17 protein-coding genes are annotated in these 19584 nt (G+C 68.2%); 12 read left to right on the forward strand and 5 right to left on the reverse strand.

The window, feature by feature from the left end:
• Nucleotide 1 precedes the first annotated feature (1 nt).
• The 9 genes from FN976_RS09230 (at nucleotide 2) to FN976_RS09270 (ending at nucleotide 8656) form a co-directional block, all read left to right on the forward strand.
• Nucleotides 2-688, forward strand: coding sequence for a TetR family transcriptional regulator (locus FN976_RS09230; RefSeq protein ID WP_145892722.1), 687 nt, complete (start codon nucleotides 2-4; stop codon nucleotides 686-688).
• Nucleotides 689-768: 80 nt separating this feature from the next.
• A complete protein-coding gene (locus tag FN976_RS09235; protein ID WP_145892723.1) occupies nucleotides 769-1311 on the forward strand; it encodes a TRAP transporter small permease in 543 nt (180 codons plus the stop codon).
• Nucleotides 1308-2588: a TRAP transporter large permease subunit gene (locus FN976_RS09240; RefSeq protein WP_145892724.1), complete on the forward strand. Its 1281-nt coding sequence runs from the start codon at nucleotides 1308-1310 to the stop codon at nucleotides 2586-2588. The genes FN976_RS09235 and FN976_RS09240 overlap by 4 nt, the downstream gene beginning before the upstream one ends.
• Before the next feature lie 37 nt (nucleotides 2589-2625).
• Entirely contained in the window at nucleotides 2626-3624 is a 999-nt protein-coding gene (locus tag FN976_RS09245) for a TRAP transporter substrate-binding protein (RefSeq protein WP_145892725.1), read from the forward strand.
• Nucleotides 3625-3638: 14 nt separating this feature from the next.
• On the forward strand, nucleotides 3639-4106 hold the full coding sequence (gene aroQ, locus FN976_RS09250; RefSeq protein WP_145892726.1) for a type II 3-dehydroquinate dehydratase: 468 nt from the start codon (nucleotides 3639-3641) through the stop codon (nucleotides 4104-4106).
• A complete protein-coding gene (locus FN976_RS09255) occupies nucleotides 4103-4966 on the forward strand; it encodes a shikimate dehydrogenase family protein (RefSeq protein WP_255440258.1) in 864 nt (287 codons plus the stop codon). The genes aroQ and FN976_RS09255 overlap by 4 nt, the downstream gene beginning before the upstream one ends.
• Before the next feature lies 1 nt (nucleotide 4967).
• Nucleotides 4968-5867, forward strand: a complete 900-nt coding sequence (locus FN976_RS09260) for a VOC family protein (protein WP_145892727.1) — start codon at nucleotides 4968-4970, stop codon at nucleotides 5865-5867.
• Nucleotides 5864-6766, forward strand: coding sequence for a sugar phosphate isomerase/epimerase family protein (locus FN976_RS09265; protein ID WP_145892728.1), 903 nt, complete (start codon nucleotides 5864-5866; stop codon nucleotides 6764-6766). Before FN976_RS09260 ends, FN976_RS09265 begins: the two co-directional genes overlap by 4 nt.
• A 33-nt stretch (nucleotides 6767-6799) precedes the next feature.
• Nucleotides 6800-8656, forward strand: a complete 1857-nt coding sequence (locus tag FN976_RS09270; RefSeq protein WP_145892729.1) for a tannase/feruloyl esterase family alpha/beta hydrolase — start codon at nucleotides 6800-6802, stop codon at nucleotides 8654-8656.
• Between the two features lie 24 nt (nucleotides 8657-8680).
• Here the strand turns inward: FN976_RS09270 and FN976_RS09275 are convergent, their stop codons facing one another.
• From FN976_RS09275 to FN976_RS09285, 3 genes are all read right to left on the reverse strand, one after another.
• On the reverse strand, nucleotides 8681-10168 hold the full coding sequence (locus tag FN976_RS09275) for an alpha/beta hydrolase (protein ID WP_145892730.1): 1488 nt from the start codon (nucleotides 10166-10168) through the stop codon (nucleotides 8681-8683).
• A gap of 160 nt (nucleotides 10169-10328) precedes the next feature.
• The gene (locus FN976_RS09280) at nucleotides 10329-11942 is read right to left on the reverse strand and encodes a gamma-glutamyltransferase family protein (RefSeq protein ID WP_145892731.1); all 1614 of its coding nucleotides are present in this window, start codon (nucleotides 11940-11942) and stop codon (nucleotides 10329-10331) included.
• A 5-nt stretch (nucleotides 11943-11947) separates the two neighbouring features.
• Nucleotides 11948-12913 (reverse strand): tripartite tricarboxylate transporter substrate binding protein, encoded by a 966-nt coding sequence (locus FN976_RS09285; protein WP_186510800.1) that lies wholly within the window; start codon nucleotides 12911-12913, stop codon nucleotides 11948-11950.
• An 82-nt stretch (nucleotides 12914-12995) separates the two neighbouring features.
• On the opposite strand from FN976_RS09285, the gene FN976_RS09290 reads away from it, so the two are divergent.
• The 3 genes from FN976_RS09290 to FN976_RS09300 all read left to right on the forward strand — a co-directional run bounded on the left by FN976_RS09290 (nucleotide 12996) and on the right by FN976_RS09300 (nucleotide 14860).
• Nucleotides 12996-13868: a LysR substrate-binding domain-containing protein gene (locus FN976_RS09290; RefSeq protein ID WP_145892732.1), complete on the forward strand. Its 873-nt coding sequence runs from the start codon at nucleotides 12996-12998 to the stop codon at nucleotides 13866-13868.
• Between the two features lie 13 nt (nucleotides 13869-13881).
• On the forward strand, nucleotides 13882-14520 hold the full coding sequence (gene nth, locus FN976_RS09295; protein WP_145892733.1) for an endonuclease III: 639 nt from the start codon (nucleotides 13882-13884) through the stop codon (nucleotides 14518-14520).
• Between the two features lie 67 nt (nucleotides 14521-14587).
• On the forward strand, nucleotides 14588-14860 hold the full coding sequence (locus tag FN976_RS09300; protein ID WP_145892734.1) for a hypothetical protein: 273 nt from the start codon (nucleotides 14588-14590) through the stop codon (nucleotides 14858-14860).
• A 36-nt stretch (nucleotides 14861-14896) separates the two neighbouring features.
• Here the strand turns inward: FN976_RS09300 and FN976_RS09305 are convergent, their stop codons facing one another.
• On the reverse strand, nucleotides 14897-16303 hold the full coding sequence (locus tag FN976_RS09305; protein WP_145892735.1) for an efflux transporter outer membrane subunit: 1407 nt from the start codon (nucleotides 16301-16303) through the stop codon (nucleotides 14897-14899).
• Nucleotides 16300-19530, reverse strand: coding sequence for an efflux RND transporter permease subunit (locus FN976_RS09310; RefSeq protein WP_145892736.1), 3231 nt, complete (start codon nucleotides 19528-19530; stop codon nucleotides 16300-16302). Before FN976_RS09310 ends, FN976_RS09305 begins: the two co-directional genes overlap by 4 nt.
• Nucleotides 19531-19584 lie beyond the last annotated feature (54 nt).

The raw sequence follows: 19584 nt of genomic DNA on the forward strand, positions 1-19584 counted from the left end.
AATGAACGAACTAGTACAAACTAGGACACGCTCGGCGGCACCCCGCAAGCGGGCCGGAATGGAGCCCAGCCGCACCAACGATCCGGAACGCACCAAGGCGAACATCATGGAGATCGCCGCCGCCGAATTCGGCGAGAAGGGGCTGGCGGGCGCGCGCATCGACGAGATCGCCGCCGCGACCAAGACCTCGAAGCGGATGATCTACTACTACTTCGGCAGCAAGGAAGGCCTGTACCTGGCCGTGCTGGAGGAGTCGTACCGCCGCGTGCGCGACATCGAGAGCGAACTGCACCTGCAGGACCTCGAGCCCGAGCAGGCCCTGCGCCGCCTCGTCGCCTTCACGTTCGACCACCATCTTGCCAATGAGAACTACATCCGGCTGGTGATGTCGGAGAACATCAACCGCGGCCAGTTCCTGGCCCAGAGCCAGCGCATCCAGGACCTGAACGTGCCGGCCATCGCGGCCATCCGGCACCTCTACGACCGCGGTGTCGCCAGCGGTGCGTTCCGTGCCGGGCTCGACCCGGTGGACATCCACCAGTCGATCTCCGCATTGAGCTTTTTCAACGTCTCGAACCGGCACACCTTCGGCCTGATCTTCAAGCTGGATACGCGGTCCACGGCCTATGTCGCGCAGCGGCGCGACAGCGTGATCGACATGTTGGTGCGGTTCCTCCGCGCACCCTGACGCTCCGCCTTCCGTACGGGTTTTCCCGGACAGATAAAACTAACCAGTCCGTACAAAATGCATCCCAGGAGACCACCTGGATGCTGCAGAAGTTCATCGACCTCACCTGCCGCGGCTTGTCCGTGCTGATGGTGGTGTGCCTGGCGCTGATGGTCGTCATGGTGTTCGGCAACGTGGTCCTGCGCTACGGCTTCAACACCGGCATCACGATGTCCGAGGAGCTCTCGCGCTGGCTCTTCGTGTGGATGACGTTCCTCGGCTCGCTGGTCGCCCTGCGCAATCACGCGCACCTGGGCACCGACACGCTGGTGTCCCGCCTGCCGCCCATGGGCAAGAAGATCTGTCTGGGTGTCACGCACGTGCTCATGATCTACATCTGCTGGCTGATGCTGAAGGGGTCGTGGCAGCAGACCGGCATCAACTGGGGCTCCACCAGCGCGGTGATGGAAGTGTCGATGGGCTACTTCTACGCCAGCGGCGTCTTCTTCGCCGTGCTCGCAGCCATCTTCATCTTCAATGACTTCCTCAAGCTGGTGACCGGCCGGCTGTCGGACGCGGAGCTCGTCGCCGTCGTCGAATCGGAAGACCACGCGCCCGCCGAGGCCCAAGGAAAGCATCCGTGACCATCGTCATCTTCCTGGGCGCGCTGCTCGGCGCCATGGCGCTGGGCGTGCCCATCGCCTTCTCGCTGCTGCTTTGCGGCGCCGCGCTGATGTGGCGCCTCAACATGTTCGATGCCCAGATCCTGGCGCAGAACGTGATCGAAGGCGCCAACAGCTTCCCGCTGCTGGCCGTGCCCTTCTTCATGCTGGCCGGCGAGATCATGAACGCGGGCGGCCTCTCGAGGCGGATCGTGAGTTTCGCGATGACGCTGGTCGGGCACGTCAAGGGCGGCCTGGGCTACGTCGGGATCATGGCGGCGGTGATCATGGCGGCCCTGTCCGGTTCCGCGGTGGCCGATGCCGCCGCCCTGTCGGCGCTGCTGCTGCCGATGATGAACCGCGCGGGCTACGACACAGCCCGCTCCGCCGGCCTGCTGGCGTCCGCCAGCATCATCGCGCCCATCATCCCGCCCAGCATCGGCTTCGTGATCTTCGGCGTCACTGCCAACGTTTCCATCTCCAAGCTGTTCATGGCAGGGATCGCGCCCGGGCTCATGCTGGGCGCCGCGCTGTGGTTCACGTGGTGGGTCCTCGTGCGCAAGGAGAAGATCCAGCCCGCCCCGCGCGCGAGCCGCGCCGAGGTGCTGTCGTCGATGAAGGACGCGACCTTCGCGCTGGTGCTCCCGGTCATCGTGGTGGTCGGCCTGAAGTTCGGCGTGTTCACCCCCACCGAGGCCGCCGTGGTCGCCGCCGTCTACGCGCTCTTCGTTTCCACGGTGGTCTATCGCGAACTGAAGCTCTCCCAGCTCTATGGCCTCTTCCTCGCTGCCGCGCAAACCACGGCCGTGATCATGCTGCTGGTGGCCGCCGCGATGGTGTCGGCCTGGATGATCACCGTGGCCAACCTGCCCGCCGAACTGGTGTCGCTGCTCAAGCCGCTGCTCGACCGGCCCATGCTCCTGATGATCGCCATGATGCTGATCACCATGATCGTGGGCACGGCGATGGACATGACGCCCACCATCCTGATCCTCACGCCGGTGTTCATGCCGATCGTGAAGGCTGCCGGCATCGACCCCGTCTACTTCGGCGTGCTGTTCATGATCAACAACGCGATCGGCCTCATCACCCCTCCGGTCGGAACCGTGCTCAGCACCGTGGCCGGCGTGGGCAAGGTGAGCATGGATGCGGTGACCCGGGGCGTGTGGCCCTTCATGGTCGCGCAGTTCGCGACGATGTTCCTGCTGGTGGCCTTCCCGGCCCTGGTGATGGTGCCCGCGCGCTGGTTCTACGGCTGATTCGAGATCCCAACCCCTGACTGACCTGGAGACAACCATGAAGCGACTCTTCCTCAAGACCCTGGTGGCCGCGGTCGCCCTCGCCGCGTTCGGCGTGGCGCAGGCGCAGACCAAGACCATCAAGTTCGCCAACCAGAACGCGAAGGGCCACCCCATCGTGATGGGCATGGAGAAGTTCGGCGAGATCGTCGAGGCGAAGTCGGGCGGCAAGCTCAAGGTCAACGTGTTCCCCGGCGGCGCGCTGGGCAGCGACCAGGCCAACGTATCGGCGCTGCAGGGCGGCACGCTCGAGATGGCGTCGATGAACTCGGGCATCTTCGCCAGCCTGGTGAAGGATTTCGAGGTGTACGACTTCCCCTTCCTGTTCGGCAACCCGAAGGAGGCGGACGCGGTGGTCGACGGCCCGTTCGGCAAGTCGCTGCACGCCAAGCTGGAAGACAAAGGCGTCGTCGGCCTGGCCTACTACGAGCTGGGCTTCCGCCAGATGACCAACAGCAAGCGCGCCATCGCGAAGGTCGAAGACATCGCCGGCCTCAAGCTGCGCGTGATCCCGAACCCGATCAACGTCGACTGGGTGAAGGCACTGGACGCCAACCCGACGCCCCTGCCCTTCCCCGAGCTGTATGCCGCGCTGGAACAGAAGGCGGTGGACGGCCAGGAGAACCCCTTTGCCACGATCCGGGGCGCCAAGCTGTATGAAGTGCAGAAGTTCATGACGCTCACCAACCACCAGTACAACCCGCAGTCGGTGGTGATCAGCAAGAAGTTCTGGGACACGCTCTCGGCCGACGAGAAGAAGATCGTGCAGGACGCGGCGCTGGAATCCGCGAAGTACCAGCGCGAGCAGTCGCGTTCGGCCGCTGCCGGCATCCTGGAAGAGCTGAAGAAGAACGGCATGCAGGTGACCGAACTGGCCCCCGCCGAAGTCGCCAAGCTGCGCGAGAAGATGAAGCCGGTGATCGCCAAGCATTCCGCCAGCGTGGGCGAAGCGACGGTGAAGGCCGTGATGGCCGAACTCGACAAGGCACGCAAGTAAAGGGCGATGCGTCGATGAAGATCCTCGTGCTGAACGGCCCCAACCTCAACCTGCTGGGCACGCGCGAGCCGGGCCAGTACGGCACGGCCACGTTGGCGGACGTCGAGGCGTCCTGCCGCGAGGCCGGCGCCCGGCTGGGGCACGAGGTCGAATGTTTCCAGAGCAACTGGGAAGGCGCGCTCATCGACAAGATCCACGAATACGGGCGCCTGCACCGTGAGGGCGAGGCGCTCGGCTGCGTGTTCAACCCGGGTGCCTTCACCCACACCTCGGTCGCCCTGCACGACGCCATCAAAGGCGTCGCGGGGTTGCCCGTGGTCGAGTGCCACATCTCCAACGTGCACGCCCGCGAGGCGTTCCGCCACCATTCCTTCGTCTCGCCGGCCGCCGCGGGCATCGTCATCGGCTTCGGCGTCCACGGCTACGTGATCGCGCTCGAGGGCCTGGTGCGCGCGCATGGCAAGGCCGCCGTCAGCGCATGAACACCCGCGTCCCGCTCGCTCCCATGCAGATCAACGGCCACACCGAGCTGATCGCCCACCTCGGCCATCCCACGCACGCCTTCAAGGCGCCGATGATCTACAACCCCTATTTCGCGTCGATCGGCGTGAACGCGGTGGTGGTGCCCATGGGCTGCCGGCCGGAGAGCTACCCGCTGGTGCTGCGCGGCCTCTTCACGCTCGACAACATCCGCGGCGCGCTGGTCACCATGCCGCACAAGGTGAGCACGGTGGGCCTGCTCGATGTGGCGACGCCGACGGTGCAGGTGGCCGGCGCCTGCAACGCGGTCAAGCGCGACGCCGAGGGGAGGCTGGTGGGCGACATGTTCGACGGCGAAGGCTTCGTGCGCGGGCTGCGCCGCAAGGGCCTGGCACTGGCGGGCGCGCGCGCGCTGGTGGTCGGTTGCGGCGGCGTGGGCTGCGCCATCGCCGCATCGCTGGCCGCCGCGGGCGTTGGTGCGCTGGCACTGTTCGACACGCAGGCGCAATCCGCCGACGACCTGGCCGGACGCCTGCGCACCCATTACCCCGCCATCACCGTCACCACGGGCGTCAAGGACCCGGACGGCTTCGACCTCGTCGTCAACGCCACGCCGCTCGGCATGAACCCGGGCGACCCGCTACCGGTGGATGTGGCGCGGCTCGCGCCCGGCACCTTCGTCGGCGAGGTGGTCATGAAGACGGAGATGACGGCCTTTCTCGTCGCCGCGCAGGCGCGCGGCTGCCGGGTGCAGATCGGCACGGACATGCTGTTCGAGCAGATCCCGGCCTACCTTGAATTCTTCGGATTTCCGACCACGACCCCCGAGGAATTGCGCGCCGTCGCGCGCCTGGAATACTGACATGAGCGACCTCCTCCTGCACCCCGAGCACGCACGCGAGCCGCTGCAGGCGGCTTTCAGCGACGAAGCCAACCCGATCGGCCTCGACGGCATCGAATTCGTCGAGTACGCCACGGCGAAACCCCAGGCGCTCGGGCAGGTGCTCGAGATGATGGGCTTCCGCCCCGTCGCGCGCCACCGCTCGCGCGAGGTGCTGCTGTACCGCCAGGGCGCACTCAACATCATCGTGAACGCCCACCAGCCCGAAGGCCTGGCCACGGACGTGCCCGCCATCAGTGCGATCGCCGTGCGTGTGCGCGATGCACGGGCAGCGTACGGTTATGTCGTCGACCGCGGCGCCTGGGAAGTGCCTACGCATCCCGAAGCCATGGAGCTGAACATCCCGGCGATCCATGGCGTGGGCGGCACCCGCATCTACTTCGTCGACCGCTACCGCGAATTCTCGATCTACGACGTCGACTTCGTGGCCATCCCGGCGGTGGACCAGCATCCGCCGGCGGTGGCGGGCATCCATTTCTTCGGCATCGTGCAGTACATCGGGCCGGGCCGGCACTACGACTGGATCGAGTTCTACAGTGCCCTCTTCGGCTGCGAACTGATTCCCGATGAGCAGCGCTTCGGCATCATGCCGGCCGGCAAGCTGATGCGCGCCCCGGCGGTGGGCGGTCCCGCCAATCGCTTCATGCTGCAGCTGATCGAGGCCGAAGTCGACGATCCGGATGCCAGGGAGAGCCTGCACCGGATCGGGCTCGGCGTGCCCGACGTGCTCGAAGCGGTGAAGGCGCTGCGCGCCCTGGGCATGGAGTTCGTCGAGACGCAGGCCACGCACACCGAGCGGCGGGGGGCGCTCTCCAAGACCTACCTGGGCAACGTCGTTTTCGAGCTGGTGCACGACGAATGAACCGGCAGCGCAGCCTGGCCCAGGCCATCCGCGGCTTCGGCATGGACACCATCACGCTCGCCGGGCCCTTGAGCGCCAAGCTGGCGGCGATGCGCGAGGCCGGTTTCAGCCAGGTGATGCTGAAGGCCAACGACCTGGTGGGCCACCCCGGCGGCTGGAAAGAGGCCGTGCGCGAAGTGCGCGACAGTGGGCTGCGGGGCACGGGCTTCCAGGTGCTGCGCGACTTCGAGGGGCTCTCCGGCCACCTCCACCAGTACAAGGTCGACATCGCCAAGACCATGCTCGAGATGTGCGCGGCGCTCGGCTGCGACGTGCTGCTGGCCTGCTCGTCGACCTCGAACCACGCCAGCCAGGACCTCGACCACATCGCGCGCGACCTGCGCAAGCTGGCGATGCTGGCGATCCCGCACGGCATCCGCATCGCCTACGAAGGCCTCTCCTGGGGCCGCACCATCAACGAGTTCACGACCGCGTGGGACGTCGTCTGCCGGGCCGACTGCCCCAACCTCGGCGTGGGACTGGACTCGTTCCACATCCTGGCGGCCGGCACGCCGCTCGACGCAATCGACGACCTCGATCCGTCGCGGATCTTCCTCGTGCAGCTGTCCGATTTCCTGTGGCAGGACACGCCGACTTTCGAGGAGCGCCGGGAGACCGCACGAACCTACCGGGTGTTTCCGGGGGAGGGCGTGCACACGGCGCAGCTCGTCGACATGGTCCTGAAGCTCGACGCCATCGGCTATGGCGGCGACTACAGCTTCGAAGTGTTCAACGACGACTTCGTGCAACTGCCGTTGCCCATGGTGGCCGAACGCGCGCGCAAGTCGGCGCTCTGGCTGGCCGAGGACGTGCTGCGGCTGTCGCAGCCGCTGCCGAACCAGTTGCGCCTGCGGCATTGACGCTTTCCCTCTTTCGCTCCTCCGGAGATCCCGATGAATCCTTTGCTTGAGTCGCACCGCTTCCGCTGCAAGCCGTTGCTGGCCGTGGCGGCCATCACCATGCTGCTCTCGGCTTGCGGCAGCCCGCCGCTCATGAGCTCGGGCAAGCCACTGGCCTGCGACGATGGCATCAAGTCGGCCTTCAAGCCCGACGCGCAGACCAGCGTGGTGGAAGTGCGTTCCATCGCCAAGGGCGCGGCGCTGACGGCGGTGGACTCGGCCCAGCCGGTTACCGCGGCGACCGACATGTGCCTGGTCAAGCTGCTGGTGGGTCCCGGCGTCACGGCCGAGAAGGTCAGGGGCGCCAGGTCGTATTCCGAAGGCATCGGCATCGAAGTCTGGCTGCCCGCGCACGCGGTGTGGAACGAGCGCATCCGCAACTACGGCGGCGGCGGCTGGGTGGGCGGTGGCCATCGCTTCGCCGGGCAGATCGGCAGCAAGGTGCCGGCGATCGTCAATGCCAACATGGGTTATGCCTCCGGCACCACGGACGGTGGGCAGCCGCATTACCAGGATGCTTCGTTCGCCTTTCTTTCCAGTGGGGCGCTGAACCTCGAAGGGTTCCGCGACATGTCGCACCGCGCGATGTATGAGCAGGCCGTGAAGACGCGCGCGCTGGTCGATGCCTACTACGGCCGCAAGCCGCGCCATGCCTACTACGACGGCCATTCCCAGGGTGGCCGCCAGGGCCTGAAGGTGGCGCAGGAGTGGCCCGAACTCTATGACGGCTACCTGATCGCGCAGCCCGCGGTCAGCGTCCCCAGCTTCAGCCTGGCCGGCCTGTATCCGCAAGTCGTGATGAAGTCGGAACTTGGCATCACCGCCATCGACAAACCCGCCGCCGCGGCCTTCGCTCGCAAGGTGGCCGCGGCCAACGCGCGCGCCGTGGCCAGCTGCGACAAGGAGAAGCTGGGCTTCCTGCTCGATCCGTTCAGTTGCGCCTACGACCCGCTGCGCGACGCCGGCGCCCTCTGCGCCGGCGCGGCGGGACAAGGCGTGACGGGCAGCAGCACCGACGCCGCAAACTGCCTGTCGGCCAAGGAAGCCGTGGCGCTCAACAAGATCTGGTACGGCCCGACCACCGATGGCAGCTACGACCCGGCGCAAGGCGCCGACTCGCGCAGCGCCAGGACCCTGGCATCCAAACAGCTCTGGTGGGGGCTCACGCGGGGCTCCAACCTGGGCGGCCAGATCACAGGCGCCAGCACCGACATGCTGGCATTGGCGATGGGCGACGTGAGCTACGCCGCCGACGCGTCGGCCACCTCGGCCATTCCGATCTCGAACGCATCCACCCCGGTGCGCAACCGTTGGCGCGAACTCACCTACGCCACTTACGCCCAGGTCTTCGCGCAGCGGCTGACGCAACCGTTCCTGATCGAATACCAGACGGCCCGGACGGACCTGTCCAGGCTGCGCAGCCAGGGCCGCAAGATGATCCTGTGGAACGGCCTCGCGGAAGACGTGATCCCGCCCGGCGGCGCCGTGCACTATTACGAGCGCGTCAAGGACGGCGTGGGCGGCGAGGCGCAGGTGCAGCAGTTCCTGCGCATGTACAACATCCCCGGCATGGCGCACAGCTCGCAGGGCCGCGCCTGGACGGTGAACGGCGCCAACAACACGGTGCCCATGCCGGCGCTGCCGGGCAACGCCAACCAGACGCCGACCCGCGAGCAGGACCCGCTCTTCAGCGCGCTGGTCGACTGGGTGGAGCGCGGCACCGCGCCGGGAACGCTGGTGATCGCCTCGCGCGACGGCAGCGTGCGGTACCCGATCTGCGTCTACCCGCAGAAGGCCGTCTGGAACGGCACGGGCTCCGCGAAGGAGCCCGTGAATTACGCCTGCCGTTAGGGCAGGCGCTCCCGCATCACCGCGTCAGGGGCAGGCGCCGCCCGGCGTCGAGGCGATCAGGCCGCGCAGCGCGGTCGTCGTGGCGGAGTCCACGCCGGCCGTCGGGGGCCGGGTGAACGTGCAGCCGAAGGTCGGTGCGGCCACGACCGTGGGGTTGAGGATGTCGTCGCCCGCGGGCTTGGCTCCGCCCTTCTCCCACTGGACCATCGCGTCGAAGGCTTCGTTCTGCTCCGCGATCGTGAAGTCGCAATGGCTGATGCCGCGGATCGCGCGCGTCACGATGCGGTTGCCGTTGCCCTTGGACTCGGCGCGCTGGCGGAAGACCTGCATCATGTGGAAGGGCACGAACAGGTCGCCCAGCGTGTGGATAGCGACCACCGGGACGTTGAAGTCGCCGTTCGCCTGCGGGATCCAGCGCAGGCCATCGGCGCGCCGCGCGTTCGCCAGCGGATCGCGCACCGCCTTGGGAGCGTTGGCGTTGACCGCCGCGCTGGTCGCGGCATCCCCGTCGATGACGTACGTGTAGCGCGTGGTGTCGTTGCCCCACTTGTTGAGGATGCCGTTGACCGTGCCGTCGCCGCCGAAGGTGCCGTAGGAGGACGGGAACGAGCCGCCACGCGTCAGGCCCAGCATGAACAGCGGGCGCTCCCCGCCCGTCAGGTTCTTGACGATGGACGCGTACTTCAGCCCCAGCGGCGTCGGTGTCGGGACGGCAGTCGGCGTGGCGGTCGAGGGGAACGCCGTCCACAGGGCGCTGTTCACCTGGGCGGAGATCCCGGACCAGTTCGGCAGCGGGTTGTTCGGCAGCCCGACCAGGGTCTGCGCGCTGATCTGCATGGCCGTGAAGGTGTCGAACAGTTCCTTGTCGCCGGTCACGCCGCACATCGGCACGGCGCCGGCGTAGCGCACCCGGTTGTTGGCCTGGGCGGCTTCGGCGTCGATGGCCGCCGCGGCGATGTGGCCACCCATCGAGTGGCCCGTGATGAAGGTCTTGGTCGGCGCGGCCAGAGTGCGGCCATTCGCGGCGGCGATGTTGTTGAAGGCCAGCGCCAGCGCGTTGGTGTCTTCGACGCCGGCGCGCACGTCGTAGTAGTTCTTGCCGTAACTGGAAGCGGCCCACGCGTAGCCCTTCTCCAGCAGGTAGCGGCGGATGGACGGGTTGCCGGTGGTGAGCGCGGCGCCCGTGCCGCGATAGCCGTGGGCGTACATGACCAGCTCGCCGTTCCAGTTGGCCGGCACTTCGACCCGGTAGGCCGAGCCGTTGAGTTCACCCGCCCAGCGGCTGGTGGTCTCGTGCCCGGTCATCGCGGTGAAGCTGGGCTTGCCGTCGGCGGCAACGACAGCGTCGGCATAGACGGCGGTGCTGGTCAAAGGCGCGACGGTGAACGTGCGCGTGTCCTGCGCCCGCGTCTCGCCGGACAGGATGGGCTCGGAGTCGTCCGAGCCCCCGCAAGCGGCGAGGAACAGCACGGTGGCCAGCGCGGCGGCACGCATGGGAAATTGGGCAGTCATACTTTTTGTCTCCAGCAATGATTCAATGGCGGATGCCAAGGGCATTGTGGAAACGCGCGACACACCCGTGGGTCACCGAGGCGACAAATCGGCAGAGGGTTTTCCGCAACGCGCGCGACGAGGTCCGCGTGGCGGAACAAAAGCGCCGCGCGGCGCGCTCTCAGAAACCGGCGGCGAGCCCGTCGCGCCGCGAATCACTGGCGACGACGTAGCCCTCTTTCTTCGGGTCGCCCATGCGCCAGATGAACTGGCCGGCGCCGAAATCCTGGTAGCTGTCGTTGATGACCTCCATGCGGTGGCCGCGCCGCTGCAGCTCCTGCACCGTCGCGGTCGGCATCTGGTGCTCGACATTGATCTCCAGCCCGGCATTGAAGCGCCAGCGCGGCGCGTCGCAGGCCGCCTGCGGGCCCTGGTGGTAGTCGAGCATCCGCACCAGGGTCTGCATGTGGCCTTGCGGCTGCATGTTGCCGCCCATCACGCCAAACGACATCACGGGCTGACCATCTTTCGTGAGGAACGCGGGGATGATCGTGTGGAAGGGCCGCTTGCCGGGCGCGAGCTGGTTGGGGCCGGGCAGCAGGCTGAAGCCATGGCCACGGTTCTGCAGGCTGACGCCGAACTCCGGCTCGACGCAGCCCGAACCGAAGCCCATGTAGTTGCTCTGGATGAAGCTGATCATCATGCCGTTCTCGTCGGCCGCGGTCAGGTAGATGGTGCCGCCCTTCACCGGGTTGCCGGGTTCGAACGGCTGCGCGCGCTTCATGTCGATGCTCTTCGCGCGGCTGGCCAGGTAGGCGTCGTCCAGCATCTGTTCCGCCGTCACCTCCATGCTCGCGCGTTCGGCGACGAAGCGGTAGGTGTCGGCGAAGGCGAGCTTCATCGCCTCGATCTGCAGGTGCTGCGAGTCGGGTCCGTCGAGCTTGTGGCTGGCGAGATCGAACTGGCCGAGGATGCCCAGGGCCATCAACGCGGCGATGCCCTGCCCGTTGGGCGGGATCTCGTGCAGCGTGTAGCCCCGGTAGTTCTTCGCGATCGGCTTCACCCACTCCGGCTGGTAGGCGGCGAAGTCCTGCACCGTGTGCGAGCCGCCCTGCTCCTGGCTGAACCGCGCGATGGCCGCCGCGATCTCGCCACGGTAGAACGCCTCGCCCTTCGATGCGGCGATGGCGCGCAAGCCTTTCGCGGCCGCGTGGAACTGGAACATCTCGCCGACACGCGGCGCCCGGCCCCAGGGCAGGAACGCCTTCGCGAAGCCGGGCTGCCCGCCCAGTTCCTCGGTGGCCGCCTCCCATTTCTGCTGCACCACGACCGGCACGAGGTAGCCGCGCTCGGCGATCTCGATGGCCGGCTCCAGCAGGTCGGCGAAGGGCAGCTTGCCGAAGCGCTGCGACAAGGCCATCCAGGCGCCCACGGCACCAGGCACCGTCGCGGAGTCGATGCCGCGCTTGGGCGGCGTGGCGGCGTTGGTACCGTACTTCTCGCGGAAACTGGCGGCCGTCCAGCCGGCGGGGGCCGGGCCCGACGCGTTCAGGCCGTGCAATTCCTTGCCGTCCCACAGGATCGCGAAGGCGTCGCTGCCGAGGCCATTGCTCACAGGCTCGCAGATGGTCATGGCCGCCGCCGCGGCGATGGCGGCATCCACCGCATTCCCGCCCTTCCAGAGCATGCGCAGCCCGGCCTGCGCGGCCAGCGGGTGCGAGGTGGAGACCGCGTTGCGCGCGAAGACCGGGATGCGGGTGGTCGGATAGGGATTGTGGAAATCGAAGTCTTTCATGCCGCTCAATCCGCCTGGAGCTTGCGCTCGTTGATGATCTTCTTCCACTTGGCGCGGTCCGCGTCCGTCATGGCCGCGAACTGCTGCGGCGTGCCGCCGGCCGGCTCGATGCCCAGCCGGGCCAGCCGATCCTTCACGTCGGGATCCTGCAGGGCCTGGTTGACGGCGGTGTTGATGCGGCTCACCACGTCCGCCGGCAGGCCCTTCGGGCCATACATGCCGAACCAGGTGACGGTTTCGTAGCCGGGCACCGACTCGGAAATGGCGGGCAGCTCGGGCAGCAGCGGCGAGCGCTTGGCGCTGGTGATGCCCAGGGCCTTCAACCGGCCTTCCTTCACGTGCGGCAGGCCGCTGGGCAGGGAATCGAACAGCACGTCGATCTTGCCGCTGATCAGGTCGGGAATGGCCAGGGCCGTGCCGCGGTAGGGGATGTGGACCAGGAACAGCCCGGCCTGCGCCTTGAAGTACTCCGCGCCCAGGTGGACGATGGTGCCGTTGCCGCTGCTGGCGTAGTTGAGCTTGCCCGGGTTCTTGCGCGCGTACTCGACCCACTCCTTCACGTTCTTCACCGGCGCGCTGTTGGGCACCAGCATGATGCTGGGCGCGCTGCCTACGTGGGCGATGGGCGTGAAGTCGGCGACGGCGTCGTACGGCAGCTTGCTGGTGGCGAAGCTGGGTCCGATGCTGTGCGTGCTGGTGGTCGCCAGCAGCAGCGTGTAGCCATCGGCCGGCGCCTTGGCGACGATGTCGGAGCCGATGCTGCCGCCGGCGCCGGGCTTGTTGTCCACGACGACGCTGGTGGCCAACCGCTCGCCAAGTTTCTGCGACACGGCGCGGGCAAAGATGTCGGTCGCGCCGCCGGCCGGGAACGGCACGACCAGGCGAATGGGCTTGTTGGGGTAAGGCTGGGCGTGGGCCGGCGCGGCAACGGCGGCGGCCAGGGCCAGCATGAGGGAAGCGAGGATCTTCATCCCGAGATGATAGGAAGCGCCAAAGAAAAGCAAAAGCGAATCTTGCTTTAGCCAGACTAAAGCTCTGCTTTACGATGGAGGGATGAGCAGCATCCGCCTGATGCGAACCTTCCTCGCCGTCGCCGCCGAAGGCTCGTTCGCCGCCGCCGCGCCCCGCGTCGCACTCACGCAGGCGGCCGTCGGCCAGCAGATGCGCGCGCTGGAGAGCGAACTGCGGCGGCCGCTGTTCGAACGCCAGGGCAAGGCGGTGATGCTGAACGATGCCGGCGGTGCCCTGGTGCCGCAGGCGCGGCGCCTCGTCAGCCTGTACGAGCAGATGGTGGGCGCCGGCGAGCCGGAGGCCGGCGGCATGGCCGGCACGGTCCACCTCGGTGCCGTCGTCTCGGCCGTGCGCGGGCTGATCGAGGCCACGCTGACCCTGAAGGCGCGGCACGCCGCGCTGGACCTGCACGTGTCGGCCGCCAAGTCGATGGAGCTGGTCGAACGCGTGCTGGCGGGCGAACTCGATGCCGCCATCGCCGTGCGCGAACCCGGCGCGGCCAGCCCGGAACTGGGCTGGACGCCGCTCTATGGGGAGCCGCTGGTGCTGCTGGTCCCGCGCACCTTGCACGACTTGCCGGCCGCGAAGGTGCTGCAAAGCCAGCCCTTCATCCGCTTCGACCGCAGCCAGCACACCGGCCGCCTGATCGACAAGGCGCTGAAGCAGCTGCGCGCCCGGCCGCAGGAATTCCTCGAGCTCAACGCGCTGGAAAGCATCGCCGAACTGGTGCGCGCGGGGCTGGGCGTGAGCATCGTCCCGCAACTGCGTGAGGCGCGCTGGGCGGCGGACCCCAAGCTGCGGCTCATCGAACTGCCGCGCGCGGAGGAACGCCGCATCGCGCTGGTGCGCCGGCGCGACTCGGCCAAGGGCGCGGTCGTCGCCGCGCTCGCCCGCGAGTTGCAGGTGAAGCGCTGAATACACTCGCCGCATGAAGACCGCGGACATCGAGCCTTTTTTCGCCACCCTGCGCGCCGCCAATCCGCTGCCCACGACGGAGCTGGAGTTCACCACCGTCTTCGAGCTGCTGGCCGCCGTGCTGCTGTCGGCGCAGGCCACCGACGTCGGCGTCAACAAGGCGACGCGCAAGCTGTTTCCGGTCGCGAACACGCCGCAGGCCATCCTGGCGCTCGGCCAGGCGGGGCTGGAGGACTCCATCAAGACCATCGGCCTCTATCGCATGAAGGCCAAGCATCTCCACGAGACCTGCCGCATCCTGGTGGAGCGCCACGGCGGCGAGGTGCCGCGCGACCGGGAAGCGCTGGAGGCGCTGCCCGGCGTCGGCCGCAAGACGGCGAACGTCGTCCTCAACGTTGCCTTCGGCGCCGAGGCGATGGCCGTCGACACGCACATCTTTCGGGTGAGCAACCGGACTGGACTGGCTCCCGGCAAGAATCCGCTGGAAGTCGAGCACAAGCTGATGAAGCGCGTGCCCAAGGAGTACCTTGTCGATGCCCACCACTGGCTGATCCTGCACGGCCGCTACGTCTGCGTCGCCCGCACGCCCAAGTGCTGGCAGTGCGCGGTGATCCAGTACTGCGACTACCAGCCCAAGACCCCACCCCCCTAGTTGGGGTCAGAACCCGATTTCGGGGCGGCATTCGCGGCGACAATGCCGGGATCGCAGTGAGGCCGCCATGGACGACAAGGAACTGAAGGAGATGCTCGAGGTGCACACCCAGAGCATCCAGGGGCTGGTGGACAACCAGCTGATGCTGGCCGCCCAGGTGCAGGTGCTGCAGGCGGCGCTGGCCACGGTGCTGCTGCACCATGGCGACCGCGCCACCCTGCTGCGCAGCTTCAAGGGCTACATGAAGATCTCGAAAGAGGGCACGCCGCAGCTGTCGCGCCACATGGAGGCGCTGGAGGGCGGCATGCTCGCCCTGCTCGGGCAGGACACCGAACCGTAGGCTGGTGGTGCGCGCAAAGCCGCACCCCAGCGATCTTCACAAGCCCCGCCAGCCCCCGCCCAGCGCCTGGATCAGCGCGACGGTGGTCAGCTGATGGTCGATCTGCGCCTGCACCAGCGCGCGGCGCGCGTTCGCGGCGCTGACCTGCGCCGTCACCACCTCGGTGAAGCCGACCTGCCCCGCCTGGTAGCGGTTCAGCACCTGCTGCTCGACCAGGTCGGCGGCGCGGGCCGCCTGCTGGCGCAGCACCTGTTGCTGGCCCAGCACGCGCAGCGCGGCCAGCTGGTCTTCGACGTCCTGGAAAGCGGCCAGCACCGTCTGGCGATAGCGGGCCGCCGCCTCTTCCAGCGCCGCGCGTGAACCTTCGACCCGCGCGCGCGTCGCGCCCGCATCGAACAGCGTCTGCGCCAGCGACTGCCCCAGCGCCCACACCAGGCTCGAAGCGTTGAACAAATCGCCGATGCTGGCCGCGCTGGAGCCGATCGAGCCGCTGAGCCGGAAGCTGGGGTACAGGCCGGCGCGGGCGATGCCGATCTGCGCATTGGCCTGCGCGACCCGCCGTTCGGCCGTGGCGATGTCGGGCCGGCGCTGCAACAGCGTCGACGGTACCTCGGGCGGGATTGCGGGCACCCTGGCATTCCACCGGGCATCGGCGGCCAGGCTGAAATGGGCCGGTGCCTTGCCGACCAGCACGGCGATCGCGTGCTCGAAGACGGCACGCTGCCGCTCCAGCCCGAGCATCTCGGCCTGGGTGTTCGCGAGCTGGGTCTCCGCCTGCAGGACGTCGGTGCGGGCCACCACTCCGGCGTCATAGCGGTTGCGCGTGATCTGCAGCGTGCGCTGGTAGCCCGTGAGCGTTTCGGCCAGCAGGGCGCGCAGGACGTCGGTCTCGCGCAGGCCGAAATAGTTGACCGCCAGTTCGCCCTGGTTCGCCAGGCGCACCGCGGCCAGGTCGGCGAACGTCGCCTGTTCAGCCGCGCGCGCGCTGTCCACCCCGAGACCGAGCCGGCCGAAGACGTCCGGCTCCCAGCTCGCGCCGATGTTCACCTGGTAGCTGGTCCGCTCGGGCGTGTCGCCGCGGCCCCCGCTGCGGTTGCGGCTGGCATCCAGGCCGACCTGCGGGAACAGGGCAGCCCGCTGCTCGCGCGTCAGCGCCCGCGCCTGGCGGTAGGAGGCAACGGCTGCCGCCACGTTCTGGTTCGACACCTCCACCTGCGCCGCCAGGTCGTTCAGGACCGGGTCGTCGAACAGCTCCCACCAGGGACCGCGGTCCAGCGTATCGGCCGGCGCCGCGGCGATCCAGGCGCCCTGCCCTTCCTTGAAGGCGACCGGTGTTTCGAGGGCGGGGACTTCGTACCTGGGCGCGAGGTTGCCGCAGGCGGCGAGGCTGCAGGCCAGGGCGAGCAGGGTCACGTTGCAATAGAGGTCTGCGCGCAGTTTCATGACGTCTGTAGTTCGTTGTGCCGGCCCAGGTGCCGCTCAAGGGGGCTGCGCCGCCGCAGCTTGTCGAGCAACAGGTAAACCACGGGGGTGGTGAGCAGCGTGAGCACCTGGCTGGCGATCAACCCGCCCACGATGGTGATGCCCAGCGGCCGGCGCAGCTCCGCGCCCTCCCCGAAGCCGATCGCCAGCGGCAGCGCGCCCAGCGCGGCCGCCAGCGTGGTCATGAGGATGGGGCGGAAGCGCAGCAGGCAGGCCTCGCGCACCGCGTCGTACGGCGCCAGGCCGCGCGAGCGCTCGGCGTCGAGTGCGAAATCGATGATCAGGATGGCGTTCTTCTTCACGATGCCGATCAGCAGGAACAGCCCGATCAGCGCCATGATGGAAAAGTCCATCCGGAAGAGCAGCAGGGCCAGCACGGCGCCGACGCCGGCCGACGGCAAGGTGGACAACACCGTGATCGGGTGGACCAGGCTCTCGTACAGCACGCCGAGCACGATGTAGATGACCACGATGGCCGCCAGGATCAGCATCGGCATCTGCTGCTGCGACTGCTGCGCCGCCGCGGCCGTGCCCTGGAAGCTGCCGCGCACGTTGATCGGCATGCCGATCGCGGCCTCGGCTGCCCGCACCGCCGCCTCGCCCTGCGCCATGTTGAAGCCTTCGGCCAGGTTGTACGAGACCGTGGTGGCGAGTTCGGCGTCCTGGTGTTCGATCGAGGTGGCGGTGGGCCGCTCGGCAAACCTCGCAATGGCCGACAGCGGCACCATCGGCCGCGCGGTGCCGCTGACGACCGCCCCGGTCGAAGCGTCGCGCAAACCAGGATTGGCCGAACGCGCCACGGTGGCGGTCGTCGTGCTGCCGGTGTCGCCGGTGGACGCCTGCGCGGTCGCCGGCCCGGTGTCGTTGGCGGGCACATACACGTCTTTCAGGTCCTCGGGCCCGCGGATGTAGCGCCGTGCCACCTGCATCACCACCCGGTACTGGTTCAGGTCGTCGTAGATGGTCGCCACCTGGCGCTGGCCGAAGGCGTTGTACAGCGCGTTGTCGACGTCGCGCGAGCTGATGCCGAGGCGCCTGGCGCTTTCGCGGTCGACCTCGACGAAGGTCTCCACGCCGTTCTCCTGCTGGTCGGTGTCGACGTCGACCAGCGCCTCCTGCCGCTTCATCGCCTCCGACAGCCGCACGGCCCAGAGCTTCAGGTCCTGCACGTTGTCCGACTTGAGCGTGTACTGGAAGGTGCTGTTGCTCTGCCGGCCGCCGACCCGCAGGTCCTGCACCGGGTTGAGGAAGACGCTCAGCCCCGTGATCTGCGCGAGCTGCGGGCGCAGGCGCGCGCTGACGGCTTCGGCGCGGGCTTCGCGATCCGGCTTCAGGTTGACGAACATGAAGCCGCCGCCGGCCCGGCTGCCACCCGTGAAAGCCACCACCGTGTCGACCGCCGGATCGGCGCGGATGATCTCCACCGCCTGGCGCAGCTTGGACTGCATCGCCTGGAACGAGATGCTCTGGTCGGCCCGCAGCCCGCCCTGCATCTGACCGGCGTCCTGCCGGGGAAAGTAGCCCTTGGGGATCTTGATGAACAGGAAGGCATTCAAACCGATGACGAGCGCCAGGATCAGCAGCACCAGCCACTGGGCCGAGAGCGCCCAGTCCAGGCTGTGCTCGTAGGCCCGCTGCGTCCAGCCGAATGCCTTCTCCAGGCCCCGCGCGATGCGGCCCAGCGGACGCTCGTGCGCGTCCGCCCGCAGCAGCCAGGCGCACATCATCGGCGTGGTGGTGAGGGAGATCACCAGCGAGATCAGCACCGCCGCCGACAGCGTCACCGCGAATTCGCGGAAGAGGCGCCCCTCCTGGCCGCCCATCAGGAGCAGCGGGATGAACACAGCCACCAGCGACAGGCTGATCGACAGCACGGTGAAGCCGACCTCCCGCGCGCCCAGCAGCGCGGCCTCGAAGCGGTTCATGCCGGCCTCGATGTGGCGGGCCGTGTTCTCCAGCACCACGATGGCGTCGTCCACCACGAAACCGGTGGCCACCGTCAGCGCCATCAGCGACAGGTTGTTGAGCGAGAAGCCCAGCACGTACATCACGCCGAACGTGCCCAGCAGAGAGACGACCGTTGCGGCCGCCGGGATGAAGGTGGCGCGCGCGCTGCGCAAGAACACGCTGACCACCAGCACCACCAGTGCGATGGCGATGAAGAGCGTGATCTCCACCTCGTGCAACGAGGCCCGGATGGAGTTCGTGCGGTCGGAAGTGACCTGCAGCTTGATGTCGTCGGGCAGCGCCTCCTGCAAGGACGGCAGCAGGTCGCGCACGCCATCCACCGTTTCGATCACGTTGGCGCCCGGCTGCAGCGTGACCGTGACGATCACGGCCGGCTGGCCATTGAACAGGCCCAGCGTGTTGATGTTCTCGACCCCGTCCTGGACTTCGGCCACGTCGGCCAGGCGGACCGCGGCGCCGTTGCGCCAGCCGACAACGAGGTTGCGGTAGTCGGCGGCCGACTTGCCGCCGTTGGCCATCCCGGTGGTGGTGTAGATCTGCAGGCGCTGGCCGTTCAGCTCGACGTCGCCTTTCGGCCGGTTGGCCGTGCCGGCCTGCAAGGCGGCGCGGATGTCTTCGGAGGAAATCCCGTAGTTGTTCAGCGCGAAGGGAATCAGCTCGACCCGCACCGCCGGTTGGGAGCCGCCGCCCAGCTCGACGTCGCCCACGCCCGAGACCTGGGCGATCTTCTGCTGCACGATGTTGGAGACCGCATCGTAGATCTGACCCGGCGTGCGCGTGTTCGACGTCAACGCCAGGATGATCACCGGCGCCGCCGACGGGTTCGCCTTGCGGTAGGTCGGGTTGCTGCGCAGCGTGGCCGGCAGGTCGCTGCGCGAGGCGTTGATGGCGGCCTGGACCTCGCGCGCGGCCGCGTCGATGTCGCGGTTCAGGGCGAACTGCAGCGTGACGCGCGCGCTGCCGGTGCTGCTGCGCGACGTCATCTCGTTGACGCCGGCGATGGTGCCCAGCCGCCTTTCGAGCGGCGTCGCGACGCTGCTGGCCATGGTCTGCGGGCTCGCCCCGGGCAGGCTCGCCGACACGGCGATCACGGGATAGTCGACCTGCGGCAACGAGGCGACGGGCAGGTTGAAGAACGCCGTGATGCCGGCCAGGGCGATCCACACCGTCAGCAGCACGGTGCCGACCGGGCGGCGGACGAAGGGGGCGGAGAGGTTCACTGGACCTCCTCCCCCCTCTGGGGGGAGGCCGGGAGGGGGGCGCGGCCGGCGTGG

It is taken from the genome of Caenimonas sedimenti (assembly GCF_007833165.1).
Lineage (GTDB): Bacteria > Pseudomonadota > Gammaproteobacteria > Burkholderiales > Burkholderiaceae_C > Ramlibacter > Ramlibacter sedimenti.

Bases quoted from the DNA above. Each gene is read 5' to 3' on its own strand.
- FN976_RS09230 (WP_145892722.1), top strand. From the start codon at position 2: ATGAACGAACTAGTACAAACTAGGACACGCTCGGCGGCACCCCGCAAG.
- FN976_RS09275 (WP_145892730.1), bottom strand. From the start codon at position 10,168: ATGACTGCCCAATTTCCCATGCGTGCCGCCGCGCTGGCCACCGTGCTG.
- FN976_RS09305 (WP_145892735.1), bottom strand. From the start codon at position 16,303: ATGAAACTGCGCGCAGACCTCTATTGCAACGTGACCCTGCTCGCCCTG.
- FN976_RS09300 (WP_145892734.1), top strand. From the start codon at position 14,588: ATGGACGACAAGGAACTGAAGGAGATGCTCGAGGTGCACACCCAGAGC.
- FN976_RS09290 (WP_145892732.1), top strand. From the start codon at position 12,996: ATGAGCAGCATCCGCCTGATGCGAACCTTCCTCGCCGTCGCCGCCGAA.
- nth (WP_145892733.1), top strand. From the start codon at position 13,882: ATGAAGACCGCGGACATCGAGCCTTTTTTCGCCACCCTGCGCGCCGCC.
- FN976_RS09270 (WP_145892729.1), top strand. From the start codon at position 6,800: ATGAATCCTTTGCTTGAGTCGCACCGCTTCCGCTGCAAGCCGTTGCTG.
- FN976_RS09265 (WP_145892728.1), top strand. From the start codon at position 5,864: ATGAACCGGCAGCGCAGCCTGGCCCAGGCCATCCGCGGCTTCGGCATG.
- FN976_RS09235 (WP_145892723.1), top strand. From the start codon at position 769: ATGCTGCAGAAGTTCATCGACCTCACCTGCCGCGGCTTGTCCGTGCTG.
- FN976_RS09260 (WP_145892727.1), top strand. From the start codon at position 4,968: ATGAGCGACCTCCTCCTGCACCCCGAGCACGCACGCGAGCCGCTGCAG.
- FN976_RS09255 (WP_255440258.1), top strand. From the start codon at position 4,103: ATGAACACCCGCGTCCCGCTCGCTCCCATGCAGATCAACGGCCACACC.
- FN976_RS09245 (WP_145892725.1), top strand. From the start codon at position 2,626: ATGAAGCGACTCTTCCTCAAGACCCTGGTGGCCGCGGTCGCCCTCGCC.
- aroQ (WP_145892726.1), top strand. From the start codon at position 3,639: ATGAAGATCCTCGTGCTGAACGGCCCCAACCTCAACCTGCTGGGCACG.
- FN976_RS09280 (WP_145892731.1), bottom strand. From the start codon at position 11,942: ATGAAAGACTTCGATTTCCACAATCCCTATCCGACCACCCGCATCCCG.
- FN976_RS09285 (WP_186510800.1), bottom strand. From the start codon at position 12,913: ATGAAGATCCTCGCTTCCCTCATGCTGGCCCTGGCCGCCGCCGTTGCC.